At 58.1% G+C, this 21,294-nt stretch carries 24 protein-coding genes; 10 read left to right on the top strand and 14 right to left on the bottom strand.

What is annotated here, in order from left to right; all coding sequences use genetic code 11:
• Nucleotides 1-275: 275 nt before the first annotated feature.
• From PVA19_RS10460 to PVA19_RS10450, 3 genes are all read right to left on the bottom strand, one after another.
• Nucleotides 276-866 carry a hypothetical protein gene (locus PVA19_RS10460; protein WP_274102363.1) on the bottom strand — a complete coding sequence of 197 codons (591 nt, stop codon included), beginning with the start codon at nt 864-866 and terminating at the stop codon, nt 276-278.
• A gap of 82 nt (nt 867-948) precedes the next feature.
• Nucleotides 949-1,143 (bottom strand): DUF2256 domain-containing protein, encoded by a 195-nt coding sequence (locus PVA19_RS10455; protein WP_274102362.1) that lies wholly within the window; start codon nt 1,141-1,143, stop codon nt 949-951.
• Between the two features lie 51 nt (nt 1,144-1,194).
• Nucleotides 1,195-1,569, bottom strand: a complete 375-nt coding sequence (locus PVA19_RS10450) for a VOC family protein (RefSeq protein WP_274102361.1) — start codon at nt 1,567-1,569, stop codon at nt 1,195-1,197.
• A 224-nt stretch (nt 1,570-1,793) separates the two neighbouring features.
• Between PVA19_RS10450 and PVA19_RS10445 the strand changes: the two genes are divergently transcribed.
• From PVA19_RS10445 to PVA19_RS10435, 3 genes are all read left to right on the top strand, one after another.
• On the top strand, nt 1,794-2,042 hold the full coding sequence (locus tag PVA19_RS10445; protein ID WP_274102360.1) for a PAS domain-containing protein: 249 nt from the start codon (nt 1,794-1,796) through the stop codon (nt 2,040-2,042).
• Between the two features lie 4 nt (nt 2,043-2,046).
• Nucleotides 2,047-3,243, top strand: a complete 1,197-nt coding sequence (locus PVA19_RS10440) for an HWE histidine kinase domain-containing protein (RefSeq protein WP_337993152.1) — start codon at nt 2,047-2,049, stop codon at nt 3,241-3,243.
• Between the two features lie 163 nt (nt 3,244-3,406).
• On the top strand, nt 3,407-3,829 hold the full coding sequence (locus PVA19_RS10435; protein ID WP_274102359.1) for a response regulator: 423 nt from the start codon (nt 3,407-3,409) through the stop codon (nt 3,827-3,829).
• A gap of 21 nt (nt 3,830-3,850) precedes the next feature.
• Here PVA19_RS10435 and PVA19_RS10430 read toward each other — a convergent pair whose 3' ends face one another.
• From PVA19_RS10430 to PVA19_RS10420, 3 genes are read right to left on the bottom strand one after another with little or no spacing between them, the layout of a single operon-like run.
• A complete protein-coding gene (locus PVA19_RS10430; RefSeq protein WP_274102358.1) occupies nt 3,851-7,111 on the bottom strand; it encodes an error-prone DNA polymerase in 3,261 nt (1,086 codons plus the stop codon).
• Nucleotides 7,108-8,619, bottom strand: a complete 1,512-nt coding sequence (locus tag PVA19_RS10425; protein ID WP_274102357.1) for a Y-family DNA polymerase — start codon at nt 8,617-8,619, stop codon at nt 7,108-7,110. The genes PVA19_RS10430 and PVA19_RS10425 overlap by 4 nt, the downstream gene beginning before the upstream one ends.
• On the bottom strand, nt 8,540-9,292 hold the full coding sequence (locus tag PVA19_RS10420; RefSeq protein WP_274102356.1) for an ImuA family protein: 753 nt from the start codon (nt 9,290-9,292) through the stop codon (nt 8,540-8,542). The genes PVA19_RS10425 and PVA19_RS10420 overlap by 80 nt, the downstream gene beginning before the upstream one ends.
• 271 nt (nt 9,293-9,563) lie before the next feature.
• On the opposite strand from PVA19_RS10420, the gene PVA19_RS10415 reads away from it, so the two are divergent.
• Nucleotides 9,564-9,839 carry a hypothetical protein gene (locus PVA19_RS10415; protein ID WP_274102355.1) on the top strand — a complete coding sequence of 92 codons (276 nt, stop codon included), beginning with the start codon at nt 9,564-9,566 and terminating at the stop codon, nt 9,837-9,839.
• A gap of 93 nt (nt 9,840-9,932) precedes the next feature.
• Here the strand turns inward: PVA19_RS10415 and PVA19_RS10410 are convergent, their stop codons facing one another.
• The gene (locus PVA19_RS10410; protein WP_274102354.1) at nt 9,933-10,073 is read right to left on the bottom strand and encodes a hypothetical protein; all 141 of its coding nucleotides are present in this window, start codon (nt 10,071-10,073) and stop codon (nt 9,933-9,935) included.
• Between the two features lie 110 nt (nt 10,074-10,183).
• A complete protein-coding gene (locus PVA19_RS10405; RefSeq protein WP_274102353.1) occupies nt 10,184-10,666 on the bottom strand; it encodes a thermonuclease family protein in 483 nt (160 codons plus the stop codon).
• 748 nt (nt 10,667-11,414) lie between these two features.
• Between PVA19_RS10405 and PVA19_RS10395 the strand changes: the two genes are divergently transcribed.
• From PVA19_RS10395 to PVA19_RS10385, 3 genes are all read left to right on the top strand, one after another.
• Nucleotides 11,415-12,074, top strand: a complete 660-nt coding sequence (locus PVA19_RS10395; protein ID WP_274102351.1) for an SOS response-associated peptidase — start codon at nt 11,415-11,417, stop codon at nt 12,072-12,074.
• A 262-nt stretch (nt 12,075-12,336) separates the two neighbouring features.
• Complete coding sequence (locus PVA19_RS10390) at nt 12,337-12,672, top strand: GCG_CRPN prefix-to-repeats domain-containing protein (protein ID WP_274102350.1); 336 nt, start codon at nt 12,337-12,339, stop codon at nt 12,670-12,672.
• A gap of 307 nt (nt 12,673-12,979) precedes the next feature.
• The gene (locus PVA19_RS10385; RefSeq protein ID WP_274102349.1) at nt 12,980-13,174 is read left to right on the top strand and encodes a ribbon-helix-helix domain-containing protein; all 195 of its coding nucleotides are present in this window, start codon (nt 12,980-12,982) and stop codon (nt 13,172-13,174) included.
• Between the two features lie 45 nt (nt 13,175-13,219).
• On the opposite strand, the gene PVA19_RS10380 is transcribed toward PVA19_RS10385, so the two are convergent.
• Nucleotides 13,220-13,408: a hypothetical protein gene (locus PVA19_RS10380; protein ID WP_274102348.1), complete on the bottom strand. Its 189-nt coding sequence runs from the start codon at nt 13,406-13,408 to the stop codon at nt 13,220-13,222.
• A 162-nt stretch (nt 13,409-13,570) separates the two neighbouring features.
• Nucleotides 13,571-14,221: an alpha/beta hydrolase gene (locus tag PVA19_RS10375; protein WP_274102346.1), complete on the bottom strand. Its 651-nt coding sequence runs from the start codon at nt 14,219-14,221 to the stop codon at nt 13,571-13,573.
• A gap of 333 nt (nt 14,222-14,554) precedes the next feature.
• On the opposite strand from PVA19_RS10375, the gene PVA19_RS10370 reads away from it, so the two are divergent.
• Complete coding sequence (locus PVA19_RS10370; protein ID WP_274102345.1) at nt 14,555-15,316, top strand: SDR family NAD(P)-dependent oxidoreductase; 762 nt, start codon at nt 14,555-14,557, stop codon at nt 15,314-15,316.
• 48 nt (nt 15,317-15,364) lie between these two features.
• Here PVA19_RS10370 and PVA19_RS10365 read toward each other — a convergent pair whose 3' ends face one another.
• Genes PVA19_RS10365 through PVA19_RS10355 form a run of 3 tightly spaced genes read right to left on the bottom strand, consistent with a single transcriptional unit; the run spans nt 15,365 to nt 16,571 of the window.
• The gene (locus PVA19_RS10365) at nt 15,365-15,589 is read right to left on the bottom strand and encodes a hypothetical protein (RefSeq protein WP_274102344.1); all 225 of its coding nucleotides are present in this window, start codon (nt 15,587-15,589) and stop codon (nt 15,365-15,367) included.
• A complete protein-coding gene (xth, locus tag PVA19_RS10360; RefSeq protein ID WP_274102343.1) occupies nt 15,586-16,386 on the bottom strand; it encodes an exodeoxyribonuclease III in 801 nt (266 codons plus the stop codon). The genes PVA19_RS10365 and xth overlap by 4 nt, the downstream gene beginning before the upstream one ends.
• 8 nt (nt 16,387-16,394) lie before the next feature.
• Entirely contained in the window at nt 16,395-16,571 is a 177-nt protein-coding gene (locus PVA19_RS10355) for a hypothetical protein (protein WP_274102342.1), read from the bottom strand.
• Nucleotides 16,572-16,773: 202 nt separating this feature from the next.
• Between PVA19_RS10355 and ku (PVA19_RS10350) the strand changes: the two genes are divergently transcribed.
• A complete protein-coding gene (gene ku / locus PVA19_RS10350; protein WP_274102341.1) occupies nt 16,774-17,670 on the top strand; it encodes a non-homologous end joining protein Ku in 897 nt (298 codons plus the stop codon).
• Between the two features lie 12 nt (nt 17,671-17,682).
• Nucleotides 17,683-18,492, top strand: coding sequence for a non-homologous end joining protein Ku (gene ku / locus PVA19_RS10345; protein WP_274102340.1), 810 nt, complete (start codon nt 17,683-17,685; stop codon nt 18,490-18,492).
• A gap of 6 nt (nt 18,493-18,498) precedes the next feature.
• Here ku (PVA19_RS10345) and ligD read toward each other — a convergent pair whose 3' ends face one another.
• Nucleotides 18,499-21,171, bottom strand: a complete 2,673-nt coding sequence (gene ligD, locus PVA19_RS10340) for a DNA ligase D (protein ID WP_274102339.1) — start codon at nt 21,169-21,171, stop codon at nt 18,499-18,501.
• Between the last annotated feature and the right edge of the window lie 123 nt (nt 21,172-21,294).

Raw genomic sequence — 21,294 nt, 5'->3', positions numbered from 1 at the left:
GCAGCCATCTGTCCATGGACGAGGTCTCGAAATACGCTGGGCACAAAGTCCGGTAGGTTTGCTCGCGCGCTTCGTTTTCGATGCGGGCGCCACGTACCTCTTCATGAGTGAGCCGCTCGGAATGGGCCAACCACGAATCCCAAAGGGGTCGTCCAAGAGAGTTTGAAACGTTGACCGCTACGATACCGGACGTCGCCACTAAGGTGACGCCAAGTAGAAGGCCGACGGATAGGACGAGCCTACGTTTCCGAATATGGCTGTCGATCATGGCGTCCTCACATCGTCTTCAGTTCGCGGCCGTCGAATTTCTGGCCGATGCGGTTCCGCTCCAGTTCCTTTTGAAGCGCGATGGAATCCTCGCGGACACGCTCGATGCTCGTCGTGTGGTTGAGGACGAGGAGCGCGATTGGAGGAATGAGCGCGAGCCAGAAGACATTGCCTGCGCCTATGGTCAAGCTTGCTGGCAGAGCGAATATGATCAGTCCGAGAATGTAGGCGCCCGGAACGGCCTTCGCCATCGTCGCCGCGTGCGCGATCTTGCCTGTGTTTGCGAGTGCGAAGTGATTGACGCCGCGGCCTTCGCTTTCGCTCGCGATGAGATGGAAGATGGACTGCTTCCATGACCAAATGCGCCGGAAGTAAAATGTGCATCTGTTTCCGACGTCGATCTCGGGATCGATCTTCTCGTTGGTCGTCACACGCTGGAATTTCAGCAATTCGCCGTCGGCATTTTCAATGATCACATGAGCGTAGTGCCAGATATCGTCGATGATATCGAGTCCGCTATGGCCCATGAACGTCCTGCCATTGGCTTCGCGCACTGTTCCGGTGACTTTGATGATGTTTGGGTTGTTTTCGATAGTCATGTGTAGCCCCCATTCTTTCTGGGGACGCTGTCGCATTGCGATTAAAACTTATGATACCCGGCTAGGGCACGAGTGCCCAGTTTCATCGTATTGAGGCGTTAGTCGGTTCGTCAGACGCGGGAAGCCTCGGTTCAGGCCCTCTCGTCTCTCGACATCTTCGAGAACAGAACTTTACGCCGTCCCAGTTCTTCGCCCACTTTTTTCTCCACGAAAACGGCCTGCTGCAAACTGGACAAACCTTTGACGGAAGACTCGATTTCTCAACACGTTTAGGCATCGCCCTTCCCTAGTCCTCTTCGGCGAGACGGTTCAAACTTTAATGCCTAGGTCAGCCTTCCGGCAATGTTCTTGCGGTCAACTTGTTGCCGTCGGGGTCACGCAAATAGGCGACGAAGGTGCCGTTTGGACGTTTCGAAGGAGGGGTCTCAATCGACACACCTCCGTGAGTCACCCCAGCGTCGTGCCACGACTGCACCTGCTCCGGAGTGGAGGCGGAAAACCCGATCGTCCCACCATTTGCAGCCGTCGCCGGCTTGCCGTCGATCGGCGCAGTTATCATGAGACGGCTGCCATGCTGGATGTAAACGAGCCGGCCTCGGTCATCGATCTTGCCAGGAGCAAACCCGAGAGCGCCGAAGGTGGCGTCATAGAATGCTCTCGAACGGTCCAGGTCGTTGCTGCCGATCATCACGTGGGTAAACATCGCTTGCCATTCATAAGGTGGTTGATATGCCGCAACGAACATAACCGAAAGAAGCTTGCGAGTGTTCGATTGGCACCACATATAGGCTTTATGTACTAAAGCTCTTTCTGAAACAGGTCATCGGAAGGATACACGCAATATTGAAGATCGCGTCTTGCTCCCCACATGGACACGTTCGGTAAACCGCCGTAAACACTAGAAAAATCGTTCTGGAAAGCGTCTGAATGGATTCCGCTCAAGAAATAGTTTCCATGGACGGCTTCAATGACGCACGATCCTTCGGTGGGCCGTTCTTTTCCATGGTCAATGCGACCCGAACTCCCATGGTCGTCACGAACCCAAGGCTCCCCGACAATCCCATCGTATATGCCAATGCCGCTTTTATCTCGATGAGTGGATACTCCGAAGACGAGATAGTGGGAAAAAACTGCCGTTTCCTGCAGGGGGAATGCAACGGACACCAAAGCCGTTGATCGCCTGAGAACAGCGATAGCCGCGGGGCAGGAAATCGAAGTTGACCTGCTGAACTATCGCAAGGACGGCACCAAGTTCTGGAACAGACTTTTGGTATCCCCGGTGATCGAAGACGGTACCACCACGTTTTTTGTCGCCTCACAGCAAGATGTTACACTCGAACTTGAAGATCTGGTCGCAATGGGGCGCCGGAACGACGATCTCGAAGTCGAGGTCGCCGATAAGATCGCGGAGCTGAAAGTTAGCGATCAAAGTCTGCGAATGGCCCTCGAAGCCGGAAGGCTCGGGATTTGGACGATCTACCTCGACACTGGGGAGCTTATTGCGTCATCAGAATGCAAGTCGATCTGCGGGCGGGCCTTCGATGAGCCGCTGTCGCTTGCCGACCTGCGCGAAACGATCCATCCTGAAGATCGACTTTTGCAGATCGAGGCGATCAATCAAGCTGTCGAAAGCAAATCCCTTCTTGAAGCCGAATACCGACTGCTGACGCCGTCCGGCGAACTCAAATGGGTTCAAATTAGAGGCAAGGCGAGCTACACTGACGATGGAAAGCCGCTCTCGATCACAGGGGTAACCCAGGACATCACTCTAAGACGGCAGGAACAGGGACACCGTGCCCTTCTTGCCCGTGAGCTGAGCCACCGCCTCAAAAATACACTAGCGTCGCTTCAGGCGATCGTTTCCCAGACCGTCAGGCGCGCGGCATCTCTCGATGAGGTGGGCGTCACGCTGTCGTCCCGGATACACGCAATGGTCTCCGCCAATGATCTGCTGGTCACCGAAAACTTTGGCAACGCCTCGCTTCGGACACTCCTGATGAGGACGCTCGCACCGTTTGGTGTGGACGATCCTACTAAGTTTTCGGTCTTCGGCGAAGATATCGATCTGCCTCCAAACGTCGTTCCAGCGTATGCGCTTGCGCTGCATGAACTCGCCACGAACGCGACCAAGTACGGTGCCCTGTCGAACGATGCCGGCGTGGTTGAGATCGAATGGACCGCCAACGTGACCGCTTCCGATGGAGAACTGACACTGACATGGCGCGAGCGACATGGCCCTCCAGTCACGGCGCCGGTTCGCACCAGCTTCGGCACGCAGTTGATCAAGCGGTTGCTGGTGAGCGAAGCGGGTGGTGTGGCGCATATAGCCTACGATCGATCAGGACTGTCGTTCGTCGCTACGGTTCCTTTGAGATAGTTATGCAGGATTGATCCTTCCCGGCGTAAACGATTCCAAATACATGAGTGGTTTCCAAGGAAGGCGAACGTCCCTATCCGCCAGTCCAGGATTCGCTCGCGTTGGAGGGATCGAACTCGTGTTAGATGCGTTGTCTTGGCATCCAGCTCGAGAGGAACCACGCATGTCGGACGAACATACGCCATTTGCACTCGTGGTCGACGACGACGCGCTCATAAGAATGGATGCCTCAGATATTTTGGAAGACGCTGGATTTCGAGTGCTGGAGGCGGCGACGCCAGAGGAAGCATTGTCGGTCTTGGAACAGCGTGGCGACAGCGTACAACTTCTCTTTACCGACGTGCAGATGCCGCCGAGCGAGCGGGACGGCTTTTATCTCGCCCGAAGGTGCGCGGTGTCCTGGCCGGAAATTGGGATAATAGCCGCGTCGGGACAGATTGAACCGAAGGCCGACGACCTCCCGGAAGGTGCAATTTTCGTGAGAAAGCCATTCAGTGCAGACGTTGTTCACGATCATCTTCAGCGACTGCTGCCGGACGGAAAGAAGCCTGAACCGCTCAAACAGCGGGCTTCTTCATTGGGCTGACACTTAAATGGCATAGACACCTTACTGAAAATTTCGGCTCTTAACCTTCAACGAGTCGATGTGGAGGTCGGGAATGAAGATGTCACGCACTTTGTTCGGCCTCGGCCTGTCCCGCACATCTCCGCCACCGTGAGAGCCATGCGCGAACTCATCGCCACGACCACTTGGATTCCGAAACTCGGCGTCGCGGTCCGACAGAGACGAGAGATCGCCAGATAGGTCGTAAAGCTGCCGCGCGATCAGGTGAACTACGTCCCCTTCCCGCTGGATTTTACCCTGGATCGCCATCATGCTTGAGCTCAGCACGATACGACGCTGTTTCTCGAAAAGCGACGGCCACACGACGATGTTCGCTGGCCCGGTCTCATCCTCGATGGTGATGAACATGACGCCCTTAGCCGAGCCCGGCTTCTGCCGGACAAGAACCAGCCCGGCAACGCAGAGCCAGCTCTTGTCACGGGCATTCATCGCGTCAGCACATGTGACGATTCGGCGAGCGGTGAGATCCTGTCGCAGAAATGACAAAGGATGCGCGCGAAGAGTCAGGCCGACGTGTTGATAGTCTTCAACGACGTTATGCCCCTCGGTCATCTGCCTGAGTTCGACTTCCGGCTCCTGCTGCTCGGCGACCGTCTGCATCTCCCGCTCGGCGGCCGCCACGAAGAGAGGCAGCGGCTCGTCGCGCAACGCCTTGATCGCCCAGAGAGCGTCCCTACGCTCGATGCCGAATGCGGGGCGAAAGGCATCGGCTTCGGCAAGCTGTACTAGCGCTTCGGACGGAGCCCCGGATCTTCGCCAGACATCGTCGACACTCTCGAACGGCCGCTCGATCCGAGCTGCAACGATCCTCGCGGCATCCCTAGCCGCCAGCCCGGTAACCTGGCGCATCCCCAGCCGGATGGCATGTCGGTTGCTGTAAGGGATCTCTTCGAGCGTACAGTCCCAGCGCGAATGCTGCACGGAAACCGGCCGTACCTCGACGCCGTGCTTCTGGGCGTCGCCGATAATCTGAGCGGGTGCATAGAAGCCCATGGGCTGCGAATTGATGAGCGCTGCCGCGAAAACATCTGGGTAATGGCACTTGATGAAGCAGCTTGCGTACGCAATAAGCGCGAACGATGCAGCGTGGCTTTCAGGAAAACCATAGCTGCCAAACCCCTCGAGCTGGGAGAAGGTCTTTTCGGCAAATTCCCTACTGTAACCGTTGTTGACCATTCCATCGATCAGCTTGGTTTGAAACCGCGATACGCCCCCAGTGAACTTGAAAGTCGCCATACTTTTTCGGAGCTGGTCAGCCTCGCCGGCGGTGAAACCTGCGCAAACCATGGCGACGCGCATCGCGCTTTCTTGGAATAGAGGCACGCCAAGCGTTTTGCCGAGCACCGCCTCGAGCTCCGGCGTCGGGTATTCGACAGGCTCCTTGCCCTCCCGACGACGAAGATAGGGATGGACCATATCGCCCTGTATAGGCCCAGGCCTGACGATTGCGACTTGAACGACGAGATCGTAAAACGTTCTGGGCTTGAGCCTTGGCAGCATTGCCATCTGCGCGCGGCTCTCGACTTGGAACGTGCCCAGGGTGTCGGCCTTACGGATCATTGCATATGTCGCCCCGTCTTCCTGCCGGACCTTGGCAAGATCGAGATCCTCGTGCTTATGCTCTCGAATAAGATCGAAGGCCTTTTGCATGCAGGTGAGCATGCCGAGTGCCAGCACGTCGACCTTCATCATCTTGAGCGCTTCGACGTCGTCCTTGTCCCATTCGATCACCTGCCGGTCTTCCATCGCCGCAGGCTCTATCGGAACAAGATCGTCAAGTCGCGAACGCGTCAGGACGAAGCCACCGACATGCTGGCCGAGATGTCGAGGAGCACCCATGAGATCTCGAGCAAGACGAAGCGTCATCACAAGACGGTAGTCGTCGGGATTGAGGTTCAGCTCGCGCACATTGCGCTCCGTCACCTCCTCCGACCACGACCACAGCCCTGACGAAAGGGCTTTGGTCACGTCCTCCGGCAGACCCATAGCCTTGCCGACGTCGCGGATCGCCCCCTTGGCGCGGTAGCGCGTCACCGTACAGACCAGCGCCGCGCGATCGCGCCCGTATGTCTTGTAGATCCACTGGATCACCTCCTCCCGACGCTCGTGTTCGAAATCGACGTCGATGTCTGGCGGCTCGTTACGCTCCTTGGAAACGAAGCGCTCGAAGAGCAAATCATTGGTTTCGGGGTCGATGCTCGTGACGCCGAGAATGTAGCAAATTGCGGAGTTCGCCGCCGATCCCCTTCCTTGGCATAGGATTCCTCGTGAGCGTGCAAAGCGAACGATGCTGTAGACCGTAAGAAAATACGGCGCGTACTCCATCTCCTTGATCAGATCGAGCTCGTGCCTGACGGCTCGCAGCACGCTCTGCGGCAGGCCTTCCGGATAACGGTTGGGGATGCACTCGCGGACGCAGTGCTCCAGCGACTGCTGGGCGTCCATCCCGTCGATCAGCGCCTCCTCGGGATATTCGTATGTCAGTTCTTCCAAGCTAAAGGTGCACTGGCTCACAATCTCCATCGTCCGAGCAAGCGCTTCGGGGTATCTCGGAAACAACCGCTCCATTTCTTCTGGGGGCTTGAGATAGCGGTCGGCGTGACGTTCGCGGTCGAAGCCGACGTCATCGATGGTCGTATTCGTGCGGATGCACGTGACGATGTCCTGAAGCTGCCTGCGAGCCGGCTCGTGGAACAGCACGTCGTTTGTGACTACCGTCTTTACCCTGAACTTGGCCGCAAGGTTCGAAAGCTCGTGCAACCGCATTTGGTCGTTGGGTCGTCGCCTGAGACAGAGCGAGAGATAGGCGCGTCTCCCAAAAATCTCGTTCATTTTGCGGAGTTGGACGGCACAAACGTCGTCCGCAAGATCGGGCACTAGAATGCCGACTAGGCCCTCGGAATAGAGGGCGAGATCATCGACATGCAAAATGCAGTTGTTCTTGCCGCCCCTGCTCTTGCCTAGTGTGATCAGGCGTGTGAGCCGCGAATATGCCGCTTTGTCCGTCGGATATACGAGGATCGACATGCCGTCCTGCAGATCGATCCGGCAACCCACGACTAACCTTACTCCAGTATCGCGCGATGCTTCTAGCGCGCGCACGATTCCAGCGAGACTGTTGCGGTCCACGACGCCGATGGCTTCGATGCCAAGCTCCTTTGCCGTCGCGAACAGTTCATGCGCCGAGGAAGCCCCACGCAGGAAGCTGAAATGCGTCGTAACCTGAAGCTCCGAGTATTTCATGCGAAAATCCCGTGCATGAACCACTTATGCGAGCCCGTTTCCATGTCGATCCCGTCTCCAGAGCGAAAAATCCAGAAGCGCTCGCCGTCATCATTCTCTATGACGAAGTAGTCTCGCACGGCTTCCAGTTCTGTCGGCCGCATCCACCATTCGCCGAAAATGCGTTCTGGGCCGTCGGCTCGCTTCACGCGGTGACGCTTTCCGCGCCATGTAATGCTGGCGGGCGGATAGTCGGGCATGAGAGCGATCGCCTGGATCTGCTCCGGTTTGTCGAACAACCTCACGGGTCTGCGCCAGTGGCTTACCCATGCATTTTCCACGGCGTCCGCAATGGCCGGGACCCGCTGAACACTCCTCTCAGGAACATCGGAGGGGACGGGCGCCACGCGATATACCCGTTGCCCACGGTTCGCAAAGATGTCGATCAGCGGAGTGATGTCGCCATGCTCCTCCTCGACGAGCGACGATTCCTTCTGCTCCTCGACCAAAGGTTCGGCCGCGACGGCGACAAGGACAAGTCTCTCGATGCCGAACCCTGGCTCTATCTTCTCGGTCCGGTCCTTGAAGAGTTTCGTCAACCAGCCGACGTCGCGTGCGGGCTTCGCAGTTCCGGCGCGTATTGCCTGAATGGTGTTGTCTACCTTGTGGACGATGAGGTCGGTTCTTCGCGCGCCAAGTCCGCGCTTCTCTAGTTCTGTCACAAGTTGGACCACCAATCTGCCGACGTACTTGTCGATCGTTTCCGCCGCGCCGATCGGCTCCTGGAAAGAACGGGAGACCTCAGCGAGATCCGCTGTCCTTATGGGGTCGATCGGCTCCGATACTCGACCAAACATCTGGTCCAGTCTCCTGCCGACTTCCGGTCCGAAACGAAGCGCCAGCGGCGAACGCGGCGTGTTCGCGAGTTCGCCGATCGAATGGAAGCCAAGAACACGGAGATCCTGGACGATCTTGTCGGAGAGCCTCAACAGAGAGATCGGGAGTTTCTCGACTGCGCGCACTGTTTCACCGCGAGGCACGATCACCGTATCGCGGTTGATGGCCCGAACACAGGCGTGAGCCGCTCCCCAGGTATCTGCCACGGCAACCTTCGCCGTCAGCTTTCGCGACAGGAAGGTGTTCACGATACCGGTCGTCATCGACACCTCTCCGCCTTGGAGATGATCCGCGCCCTCGGTATCCATGACTAGACCGTCAACGCCGTCGACTGCAACGATCGGCGAATAGCGTGCGAGCGCCCAGAAACCGATACGATTGAGTGCGACAGCATCCGCGACAGGGTCAGCATCAACCAATGTAAGACCCTGGAAGATTGCCTGAGCCTTCGCGGCAGGCATCCCTACACGGACCCCGATCTTCCTTGCGGCGCCATCGGCCGCGGACACCCATCGCTTGGATCCACTCTTGGAAATCACAGCGATCGGCTGCTCACCCGGTATCGAGGGATCGTCCCTCCTGATCCTGTCCGTGGCCAAATCCGGAAAATAGATCGATACGACCCTGCTCATCACACGCTCCGACGCAAAACTCTCTACACTCGCCCGCACGCGACCTGAGCAATTCCAGATACCACCTGGGCCGCCCGATGCCTGGGACCGGGAGTTCCTCTGAAGGAAGTACACCCACGCGCCACCGTGTCGTGGCAGCGGTTGGTTGACCGAAATCGCTAGCCTCGGTCTGCCTTCGCCACCGCCGGACTACTAGCGCCATGGTGCCTGTACGTTCTGCGACGAGCTGCAGGCGTCTGCTGACGACCATCGGCAGTCTGACCATTTCCCCGACAACTGCGCCAAGACCTCCGAATGAAAGGGCTTCCTCCATGCTAGCGGCGACTTCCTCTTCCTTGTCGCTTTCGACGAAGATTACTCTGCGAGGATGCAGCCCCGCCTGAGCGAGCGCGGGGAAGAAAAGGTCAGGCCTCGTTAGGCACCAGACGATCGGACCCTTAGTGCGTGCGGCAATGCCGGCTGCGAATAGCGCGGCCGCCGCTCCGTCAACGGTTCCAGAACCGCCGCCCGCGAATTCATGCAGCGCGCCATACGCCAGCCCGCCTCCCGGAAGGATTTCGTCGATCTCATCGACGCCGAAAGGTAGGCACCCCGCCTTCTTCACGCCCTCTCCTTGAATGGAAGAGATGCGCTCTCGCAGATCAGTAATCACTTGATCGCGGGCAGCCGACATCGGTTACGAATCCTTCCGAAATCGCAGTGGAACAGGGACGACATCATGTCGCTAGAACTTGATTGTTCTCCTTCTGTTCCGTATCTTGTCCGGCGTCAAGACGCCTGAAAATAAGGAACCTTGGCTCAAGATTAGCAACACTGCAGATTCGTGAAGTTGAATCAAAACCGTAACTAGATTCTACATGGCACCTTTCGTGGAAAATATTTTTGTCGTCATGGAGGGATGTGGATATCCGAAGTCCTCAGGGATACCGAAGGGAGTTGGTACAGTGGCCAAGACACCTAAAATCAGACCGACGCTCGACAGCGAGCGCAGCTACACGCTTAAGGACGTCCGGCTGCCCAATATCGAAATCGAGTGCATCCGGTGTGAACGCGTGGATAGCTTAGAACGAAAGGCTGCTGTTGCGAAGTTCGGCGCGAGCGTGAGCTTCTCCAAACTCCGCCGGCGCATGGCCATGGGTTGCGACCGTCTCTGCCATCCCGATGGCGACCTCTGCGAGATGCGGTTTCGATGTCTCCAGTCGACCGATGCAGATGGCTAGGCGCCCGACCTCTTTGCAAGAAGCAGGAAACCGAGGATTAGGGGAGGACAGACTTCGAACTGCAGGAATCCTCCCCGACCTCAATTTGTTCGTTTAGATCTCGCCCTTCGGCTTCTTGCCGGTAGCGTCTTCAATGCCTTTCTCGGCTTTCTTCTTGAGTTCCTCGCGATCCTTATCCGCATCTTCACCGGTGCGGGCTGCGTCGCTCGACGTGTCTGGCTTCTTGTCACTCATGGATCTTCTCCTTTTCCTGACCATCCAACCGGACCGACGACAGAACGTTCCCAAACAACAACCGTCTCAAGAGTGGCGCAAACGGGCGAGCTATCATGCGCTGCCTTGCCTCAATCGCATCGCGTGCCGCGTACACGGCAGGGAAGGTCGAACGCGTCGGCCCATATCCCGGCATGCGCCGCTTGGGCTTCCGCTTGTTGGGATGCGTACCGGCCACCGGAGTACTTCGGCCAGTCGATGGCGTACCCGTTGCGCACCATCCACGTGTTGACATCCGTCCCATCGGCGCGCACGCAATAGCCTACGATGCGGTCGTAGCTGGCACCAGTCGCCGTGCATTTCGTGGGGCGCGATTTAGCTAGGAAGGCATCCAAAGCTTTCGCGCTTACCTGACCGCACCTGTACGTCTTTCCTGCAGCGTTCTCGCAAATCTGCCGGCTCTCGGGTGCGTCGATGCCTTCGAACCGAACCCGCACGCCATTTATCTCGATGGTGTCGCCATCGATGACCGTTGCACGACCGGTGATATCGGCCGGTGCAGCAAGCGAGGGAGTGAACGCCAAGGCCAATACGAGCGAGGTTGTCCTGATCATGTCATGATTCCAGATTGAGCCTAGGCTTGGAGGTAGTCCGTTTGTTTCGTGAAAGAGATAGCTCAAGAGCTACCGATTATGGCGTCCTGCGCACTATCTCTTCAGGACTACAAAGGCAAAGGCGAACGACGAGGTGCCAAGTTGTCGACGCCGATATTTGTTAAATTCCGACAGACCCTTGCCCCTCCATTGAATCGTAGTTGACTCTTCCGTAAACTAGAACATAAACAGAACATAGATAGCACGAACGGCGCGTGCTTCCGACAACGACATGCGGAAATTGAACTTCGAAAACGGAGATGAGAACGTGCGCCCGACGCGGAAAGATTCTGTAGCAGATCCTGTTGCCCACCTCGTAGCATGGCACGATGGGGACCACCGAGCTGCGATCGAGACGTTGATGCAGGATGTGCGGCACCTGCGGGAGCAGCTTGCATTGGCAACCGCGGCCATGAGCGCAGGATACACGAGAGGATGGATGCTTGACGAGGAGCGCGATGCCCGCTGAGGGTAGCAACACGGTAGGCGCTGAAGAGCGAACAGATTTTCGTCATACGTGCGGAATGCGAGATGTTGCGGCGCCCGGATTGGCGTGGGCTCGTTTCGATGTTCGAGGACCTCGACTTGATCACCTCGAGAACGGCCCCAAGGCGGCGCGCTCGGGGACCTGAAGGGACTCCTTCGATGCAGCAACTGCAACCACAAGGGCCACGTTGAGTTGTCTCTAGCCCAAATGCCGAGGTGATGCATGTGCAATCTCTACCAAGTCCGGACAAACCAAGAGGCGATGCGAGATATCGCCGGCGCGATGAGCGAGAGGCTGAACCTTGAGCCGGAGGTGGAAGTCTACCCGGACCGCCCTGCCCCGGTCATTCGAAACAACGGCGATGCGCGCGAGCTTGTCGCTTTGACCTGGGGCATGCCCACCCCGCCAAACATTCTTGGCGATCGACCAGACACAGGCATTACCAACATCCGTAACGTCACCTCGCCACACTGGCGCCGATGGTTAAGGCCGGAGAGCCGCTGCGTCGTGCCGTGGACGCGGTTCTGCGAATGGGAAGACACCACGCCTCGAAAGACCAAGCGATGGTTCGCGATCGATGACAGCGAGCCACTCGCATTCTTTGCCGGCATCTGGACCGACTGGCGTGGCGTGCGCGGATCGATGAAAAACCCGCGGGACGGCAATCACGAGCTATTCGGCTTTCTGACATGCGAGCCGAACGACATCGTCAAGCCGATCCACCCCAAGGCAATGCCGGTGGTCTTGACGACGCGCGAGGAAGTGGACGTATGGATGAATGCGCCATGGGACGAGGCAAAGGCACTTCAACGGCCCTTGCCCGATGAGCGCTTGATCCTGCTGCCTATTGAGGAAGCGACGCCACAAGGAACGCTGCTGTGAGCGACGAGAAAGCCGGAGACGGAATCCATATCAACCACTACTGTTCGCATGCGGGCTGCAAGAAGTGGGGCGGACTCGGCTATTCCAAGAACAAAATCGACGCCCCGCAGTGGTGGTGCTCGGAGCACTATCCGTATTGGGACGTTTCTCGATCCGCTGCTCGTTGAGCTTTGGGACGCTGCCACAAAACGATCAAGATTCATTCAGCCGCCGTTCACGCGATCGAGAGCTAAATCACTCCACCAAACGAGGAGTGATGGAAATGCGCAAGTTAGTTCTAGGCGCGGTGCTTTTGTTAAGTGGTCTGATGGGATCAAGTGCGAACGCAATGCCCATGGCGCAACCTTTGGCGCGGGACACGACAGACATCCAGACGGTCGACTACGCCTGCGGGCGCGGGTATCACTTATCACCCCGCGGCTTCTGCCGGCCGAACGGTCCACCGCGCTACGAACGCGAGTGGGGTCGTCGTGGAGATTGGGAAGCTCGTCGTGAGTGGCGAGAACGTCAGGCGCGGCGCGAGTGGCGCGAACGAAGAGCCTGGGAGCGTGAGCGCGAATGGCGAAGAGGCGGATACGACTACCGGGATCGCTGGTAACATCTTACGGCCCGCTGGGACAAGCGGGCCGTACCCGGCGGCGGCCAAGGCCAGCATGCCAGTCGCGTCCTTTTATGATCGACTCCCAAACAAGGCTGTGCTCTCTACACTTCTTGGGAGCACAGCATGCAAACGTTTCTTTTTCGATCCGTGGGTCTTATTCTCATCTCTTGTCTGATGGCGGCGTGCACCGCCACTCAGCGTCCGCTTAAGTATTCCGGCAACTGCTACTCGCCATATGACCGTGCGGCCGACGGAAGTCTCTGCGGCCGTCGTGCGGCGTTGCTGCGTCCAGGTGGCTACTAGGATGAAATTCTCTTTCCCCTCTCCCGCCCCCACGTTGGGCGACGACATCGAAGAAGCCGTCCGCAGCATCGCCCAAGAGCTGGGATGCAGCCGTGAAGAAATGCTGCGGGTCATCGTCAGAGAATGGTTGGAGCAAAACGCCTACATACCGGTCCTGGATCTAAACGACGGAGATGAGGCTGATGGCAATTCCTAGGGGCTGATGGCAGCCTAACTAAAGGCCGCCATCCGCCATCTCCGCTCAGTTCACAGGCGTGGCGCCGGCAGTGCCGCACTTGGCGAACTTGCCTTTGGCATCCTTGCACTGAACCTTCTTCTTCGTCGTCTCGCACTTGACGAACTTGCCTTTCGCATCGCGGCACTGCTCGGCGCTTGCCGGCGCAGCGGCGAAAGTGGCGAGGGCGGCGACAATCAAAACTGACTTCCACATTCCCGAATCCTCCTAGCCGAAATTGGCCGAAGCCATCGTTACAACATGATCAGGAAAGCTCAAGCGGTGAGCATGGTGCGATGAAGGATGCCTCTTATAGCTACTGCGCTTTTCGGTAGCGCACTTCCAATAGGGAGCCTGGACGCCCCACTTTTGTCAGCGCTATTTGAAACGATCGCGAAGAAAGATCGCGGCATCTCGGGCTTCTTCCGAAGAGATCGTGTGACCGACGCCAGGATAGATTTTTGACGTCACGGCAAACCCCGCTGCTTTGAGTTGGTTCGCCGCAGTCGTCGTCGCAGCGGCTGGTATGGTCCTGTCCGCAGAACCATGCATCATAAAGACATTCGTTCCGGCAGAAGACGAAGTCGGCGGTAACGGCAACAGCCCGGCGAAGGTGACGAGAGATCCTACCTTCCAACGACCCGAAGCAACCGCATCCAGCGCCATGATGGCGCCTTGCGAGACCCCGACGAAGGCCACCCGGTCGAGCGCGTTTTCGAACCCTTCCCGTTTGATGATCTCGGAGACCACGCCGTCGAACGCTCGACGCGCTGCGTCGATCCGCTCAGGACGCATGATCTGGTCATCGACGGCGAACCACTGACGACCGCCTGACCTATGTGGAAACGGCGCGTCCGGCGCGACGAATGCCGTGTCCGGAAGCGTCGCCTGCCAGGAATTGCTCACCGCTTGCATAACGGACCCACGTCCTCGGATCCCGTGGAACAGGATCACCAGATGATCGGCGCGAACCGCTCCCTTTTGAGCGACGGTTGCTTTCTCCACGCGTTCTGCTTGCGCAATTTGCATTGACTCCCCAGCAGGGTCGACCGCTTGAGACGCCAATTTGATTCCTCGGTCCGCGGCCACCACTCGATCCGGCTTCGCGACGAGGGAGATTGCAAAGACAAGGATGATGAAAAGAGAGACTAGGGTCGCAAGATGTGACGACGTCATGGGGCTTTCCTGTTGGATCCAATCAACCTGCAGTCCAAATGTTCGTTCCGCTTCGCTGCCAGACCGGCGCTGACATTCTCGTTACGGTCATGGTGTCCCTCGAAACGGCCGAGCCCCTGTATTGGGAACAACCCCGCATATCTCCCGTTCGAGCGGATGCACCACTGCGCACTCAAGGAGATTTCAATGCAGCGATTTGCAGACAAGGTCGTCGTCGTGACTGGCGCAGGCTCAGGAATAGGTAAGGCGACAGCCGAGCGTTTTCTCGACGAAGGCGCTGTCGTGACACTGGTCGGCCGCACGAGATTGAAGCTCGAAGAGGTCGCGAAGCCTTTCCGTGATGATCAATTTATGATCGCCGAGGCGGACGTGTCGAATGAGGACGAGGTAAAGGAGCTGATTTCTCGCACCGTCGAGAAGTTCGGACGCTTGGACGTTCTCGTCAACAATGCGGGTGTCGTCGCCGAAGGCGACGTCGGCACCCTGACGACAGACGACTGGCGTAGAGTGATGGCAACGGATGTGGATGGCGTCTTCTACGCCAGCCGTGCAGCGATCCCGCATCTGAAGACGTCGCGCGGCTCGATTGTCAACGTCAGCTCGGTGTCCGGCATAGGCGGCGACTGGGGCATGGCCGCCTACAACGCCGCCAAGGGTGCTGTCACCAATCTCACGCGGGCTATGGCTATGGACCACGGAAAAGACGGAGTTAGGGTCAATGCGGTGTGCCCAAGCCTGACACATACAGGCATGACCGAGGAGATGATGGACGACGACAAGCTGATTGCGAAGTTCAACGAACGGTTCGCACTTGAGGGACCGGGAGAACCGGAGGACGTCGCGGCGGTGATCGCATTTCTTGCAAGCGACGATGCTCGCTTCGTGACGGGGGTTAACCTGCCCGTGGATGGCGGCATGTCGGCATCCAATGGTCAGCCGCCCCAGTAAGCTTCTAGCGGCCCCTCAAGGAGATTTGGTGAGGGGCCGCATCACGTTCTATTCGACAGGTCGTCTTTCCTTCGCCGCGGGCCAGTCATTGGCCAGCTCATCGACGGCTTCATCGTCTGCGGGATCCGGGTCATGCTCATGGGCCACCATCAGTGCGTTGACCTCGACGACAATCATACTGCAGGCGTCCTCGTAACTGACGCCGTTCACAACGAGGCCATCAACCAACTCCTCCAGCTTGGCGCGGACCTCGCGCTTCCAATCGTCGATCATTTCTCTCTCCTTTGTTTTGCGGTCTTCTCAGTCAGTTCAATCCATACTGGCGCGTGATCACTGGCGTGCTCCCAGCCCCGGACATGCTTGTCGACCTGGGCTCTCCCGAGTTTGTCGGCGAGATCCGGGCTAAGCAAAAAGTGGTCGATCCGAAGGCCGGCGTTGCGTGCGAAGGCATTTCTAAAGTATGCCCAGAACGTGTAGATGCGGTCGTCTGGATAGAGGTGCCGTATGGCATCCGTCCAACCTTGGGCCATCAGGTCCGCATAGGCTTTCTTCACTTCCGGCCGAAAGAGCGCGTCGTCGATCCAGCGCTCAGGTTTATAGACGTCGAGATCGGTCGGCATGACGTTGAAATCACCCACGAGCGCGACTGGGACACCGAGCTCTAAAAGTTCGGCCGAGTATGAATGCAGACGCTGGAACCATTCCAGCTTGTATTGGAACTTCGGGCCTGGGACAGGATTGCCGTTTGGCAGGTACAGGCAGCCGACGACAATCCCATCAATAACGGCTTCAACGTAACGGCTCTGGTCGTCGTCCTCACCGCCAGGCAACCCGCGTCTCGTTTCCAGCGGCTCCTGACCTCGCGCGAGGATGGCGACGCCGTTCCACGATTTCTGGCCATGCCAAATCGCGCCATAGCCAGCGCGTTCCAACTCCTTGCGTGGAAACCTGTTGTTGGGCGCTTTAAGCTCTTGAAGGCAGACCACGTCCGGTCCCGCCTCTTCAAGCCAACGAAGGAGGATGTCTAGGCGACCATTGATGCCATTGACATTGAACGTGGCGATCTTCACCTATGCGGTCAGCGCTTATGGTCGCCCTTGTCGCCCTCGCCTGGTTTCGTATCGTGCTTCGCTTTATGGCGCGCATCGGCGGAGAGCGAGCGGGAGACGTCAACGCTCTCCTTGAACTTCCCGTCCTCGTCGCGGCGAACATAACGCTTGTCAGTGCCGGTATCGATCAGTTCTCGCTTGGTCATCACAGACCTCCTTTTTGAATAGGTTGCAAAGGCAAACGCGCTGCGCGCCCGAAAGATGCATTCGAATCAGCACCATAGGCGAGACTCGCATAACGAGCGTGCGCGCCTCGCTAAGTCATTGAAAAACGATTCATTTTGCCCGGAACGATTCGCGCGGCGATTCGGTTTGAATCGCGTCGGTTGTGTCAGGAGTACGCGTGCCATGGGTTCCCCGAGAGCGAATTGGAAAGGCTTCATCAAATTCGGAGAGGTGTCGTGCCCTGTTGCGCTTTACACCGCGGCGTCAGCTTCGGAGCGCATCGCTTTCAACACGCTCAATAGGGCGACGGGGAACCGGGTCAGGCGAGAGTTCATCGATAGCGAGACGGGAGATCCGGTCGAGAAGGACGACCAGGTCAAAGGCTACGAGACGGAAAATGGACACTACATCGTCCTCGAACCGGAGGAGGTCGCCGCCGCAGTTCCGGAAAGCGACAAGACCCTGGCGATCGAGTCCTTCATTCCGTGCTCCGAGATCGACACCGTTTACTTCGACAAGCCCTACTATCTGACGCCGGACAAGATGGGCACGGAAGCCTACATCCTGCTTCGCGAGGGCATGAAGAAAGCCAAGGTCGCGGCGATTGCCCGTACGGTGTTGTTCCGCCGCCTGCGCACCGTGCTTATTCGTCCTCACGGCAATGGCCTTATCGCTTCCACTCTCAACTTCGACTACGAGGTTAGGTCGTCGCAGGAAGCGTTCGAGGATCAACCGGACGTCAAGAGCGATCCTGAACTGCTGGAGATCGCCGAACTCATCATCGAGAAGAAGAAGGGCAGCTTCGACGCAAGCACCTTCGACGACCGGTATGAGGAAGCTGTGACGGAACTCGTCAAGGCCAAGATCGAGGGCCGCTCTCTTCCGAAGAAAAAGGTTGCCCCTGTGGCGAAGTCCGTCGATCTACTGCAGGCGCTGCGCGAAAGCGCGGGCATGGGCGCCAAGAAGACCAGATCCGGCAGAACCGCTGCCAACGCCAATGCCGGTTCAAGCAGGTCAAGAGCCAAAAAGGCTGCCGGCAAGGCAAAGCCTACCACGGCACCCACCCGGCGCGCCGGTTAAGAGGAGATTGCCATGGCTGTTCGCCCCTACTGGAAAGGCCACCTCAAGCTCTCTCTCGTCAACTGCGCGGTCCAGATGATGCCGGCGACGTCGGAGAGCGAGAAGGTTCGCTTCCACACCCTGAACCGCGCCACCCAGAACCGTGTGGTCAGTCATTACGTGGATTCCGTCACCGGCAAGGACGTAAAGGAGGAGAACGAGGTCAAGGGTTATGCCCGCGGCGAGAACGACTACGTCATCCTTGAGGAAGACGAACTGGAGAATGTCGCACTCGACAGCACACGCACGATCGACATCTCGACGTTCACCGAACGGGACACGATCGAGTGGATTTGGCTTGATACCCCATACTACCTGTCCCCGCGCGAAAAGGTGGCGCAGGAAGCTTTCGCCGTGATCAGAGACGCCATGGCGTCGCAAGACATGGTTGGAATTTCCCGATTGGTGATTTCGCGCCGAGAACGCGCTGTCATGCTGGAGCCTCGTGGCAAAGGAATTGTGTTGTGGACGCTGCGGTATGGCGACGAGGTCCGCGACGAGGACAGCTACTTCGACAGCATAGCCGATGAAAAACCGGACGCCGACATGATGCCCCTCATTCAAAAGCTGATCAAAAAGCAGACGAAGCCCTGGGATGCGAAGATGGTCGTCGATCCCGTGCAGGACCGTCTGCTCGACATCATCAAGGCGAAAAAGAAACAGCAGAAGAAGCCCACCAGAAGCAAAACGAGGGCGCCCGCTTCACCTTCGAAGCCGAGTAATGTCATCAACATCATGGACGCTTTAAAGAAGTCGGTCGCAGCAGAAACAAGGCGGAAATAGGAGCCGTCAGGCGGACGTCCTCCTAGCTTTGTTCAGTCGCTTGATGGCTTGCTCCAGGGAGCGGTGGCCCTCATTGTAGTCCTCCCATGCCGTGCTTGCCCTAAGCAGGCCCGGCACCGTCCTGACGGTGAAGCGCGTTGGATCGAGGTCGGCTCTCACCTGCGTCCAGTTCAAAGGCATCGACACCGTCGCTCCGGGACGTGCTCGTGGAGACAGCGGCGCGACCGCCGTCGCCATGCGGTCATTGCGCAAGTAGTCGAGGAATATCCGCCCTTCCCGCTGGTTCTTCGCCATTTTGATAAGGTATTGATCCGGATTATCCCGCGCCATATCCTGGCAGACGTCATGCGCGAAGCCTTTAGCCTCGTCCCAGCTCAGCTTCTTACCCTTCGGCGCGGCGAGTGGCGTCACGACGTGCAGTCCCTTGCCCCCTGTCGTCTTGCAGAAACTGACAAGACCCAGTTCTTCCAGCCTGTCGCGTATCTCACGCGCGGCCTCGACGACTGCTGAAAACTCGACATTCGGGCCGGGATCGAGATCGAAAACCAGCCTGCCCGGAACTTCCGGCTGGTCGGGCGAGCAGTTCCAGGGATGAAGTTCGATGCCGCCGATCTGGGCGATCGCAGCTAGGCCTTCGACGCGATCGATCCGGAGGTAGGGCTTCTTGTCTCCGAAGACCGTTACGAGTTCCAGAAGATTGGATGTTCCGGGCATGGCATGGCGCTGGAAGAACTGCTCGCCGCCAATCCCATCAGGACACCGCAGGATCGAGCATGGGCGACCTTTGATATGATTGATCATCCACGCTCCGACCGCCTCATGATACTGAGCAAGATCGACCTTGGTCACAGGCTTTTTGTCGCCCGCGTCCGGCCAGAGCGCCTTGTCGGGGCTTGAGATCATCACACCCATGACCTCCTCCTTAGCGCCCTTCCGAGAACGTTTGGCCGGTGGCTTTTCGGTCTCAGGATCGGGGACATCCGCATCCGAGGGTGCTGAGGGCTCTTCGGCTTCGACCTCTGCGGCGGGCTTGTCTTCGCGTAAGCCCTTGAATGCACCTTGTCGAACCTGACCGTCCGCTGTCCATCCGGCAAACTCTATCTCGGCGACGAGCTCGGGCTTCAGCCAGACGATATCCTCCGACTTCTTTGGCGCTCCGATCCCTGTGAAAGGGGATTTCGAGGTTTCCATCTCCTGAAGCTTCGGCAGAAGCTGCTGGACCGTCTTGGCGCCGTAGCCTGTCCCGACACGACCAACATAGACGAAGTGCTTGCCGCTGAAGACGCCGACAAGCAGGGAGCGGAATTTCCCATTGGTCTTGGCGTAGCCGCCGATGACCACCTCATGGCCGGCGCGACATTTGGATTTCGCCCATGTCTTCGTCCGGCCGGACACATAGGGAGCATCTGCCTTCTTGGAAACAATCCCCTCGAGCGACAGGCGGCAGGCCGACTTGAGCACGGCGTCGCCACCCGTCTCGAAATGCTCGACGAACCGCAGGCGCGGATCCTCGCCCGCATGCGACATCAAGGTTTCCAAGCGGGACTTGCGCTCCGTCAACGGGAGCTCCCTCAAATCCTCGTCACCCTCAAACAGCAAGTCGAATGCAAAGTATACGAGATCGTCCGTCATCCCTTCTGACAGTGCCGCTTGCAGGGCCGCAAAGTCCGGGGTGCCCTGCTCATCGAGCGCACAGATCTCGCCATCGATAATGCAATCCGGAAGCGCCGACGCCGCCTCTGCAATCGCCGGCCACTTTGAGGTCCAATCCAGTCCCTTGCGGGTCTTCAGCGTGACCTCGCCACCGACGACGCGCATCTGGACGCGATAGCCGTCAAACTTGATCTCGTGGATCCAGCCTTTGCCAGCAGGAGGACGGGTCAAGCTCTCGCAAAGCTGCGGTGTGATGAAGGCAGGCGTGGCTGATTTGGCACTTGATGACTTGGCAGGCTTTGACCTTGTCGTCTTCGCCTTGGCAGAGGTTTTCGTGCCAGCCTTGCGCTCCTCCGCCGCAAGGCCCTCGTTGCTGTCCCATACCGCGTCTGCCTTGACCGTATCGCCCTGCGTCATGAAAGGCTTGGGCTTCTTGCCCTTGCCGGCGGCGATTGCCTCCATGGTTCGGCCTGAAGCGACGGATGTCTGATTGTCCTCCAGTATTTCGGCACCGTTCTCCTCGACAGCGTGCTCGTCGCGGTGCTTGATCAGCAGCCAGTTCGTGCGCTTGCCGCCGTCGCGGTCGTTTCTCATCCGCACCAGAACGAAGCTCCCATGGAGGCGTTTACCTTCCAGCACAAATTTGAAGTCGCCTTTCGACAGCGCCTGCTCGGGCGTCTTGTTGCCCTCCGGCTCCCAGTAACCTCGATCCCAAAGCATTACAGTGCCGCCGCCATACTGACCCTTCGGGATCGTCCCTTCGAAATCGCCGTAGTCCAACGGGTGATCCTCAACCTCGACGGCAAGGCGCTTGTCGCCCGGATCGAGGGACGGGCCTCTCGTCACCGCCCAAGATTTGAAGACGCCGTCGAGCTCGATGCGGAGATCGTAATGGAGCCGGGTCGCGTCATGCTTCTGGATGACAAAACGGCGCCGGTTCGACGCCTTGACCTCGATCTCTCCACTTGGCTCGCGCGTCTGCTTGAAGTCGCGTTTCGACCGGTACTTGCTCAGATTGTCTGTCAAGGCATCAACTCCATACTCGGCGACTACGGCGTCGCTTCACTCAGCACCAAAGGCAGAGAACGCCGATCTCGAAAACCCAAACGATTTTGATCACCGTTAGTTTCTGCTCCCTGCGTCGGCTCA

Origin of the sequence: Agrobacterium sp. CNPSo 3708 (assembly GCF_028674915.1) — a bacterium.
Taxonomy (GTDB): Bacteria; Pseudomonadota; Alphaproteobacteria; order Rhizobiales; family Rhizobiaceae; genus Agrobacterium; species Agrobacterium cavarae.
Note: the sequence above shows the minus strand (reverse complement) of the source record. Positions and strands in the feature narration are given on the sequence as shown.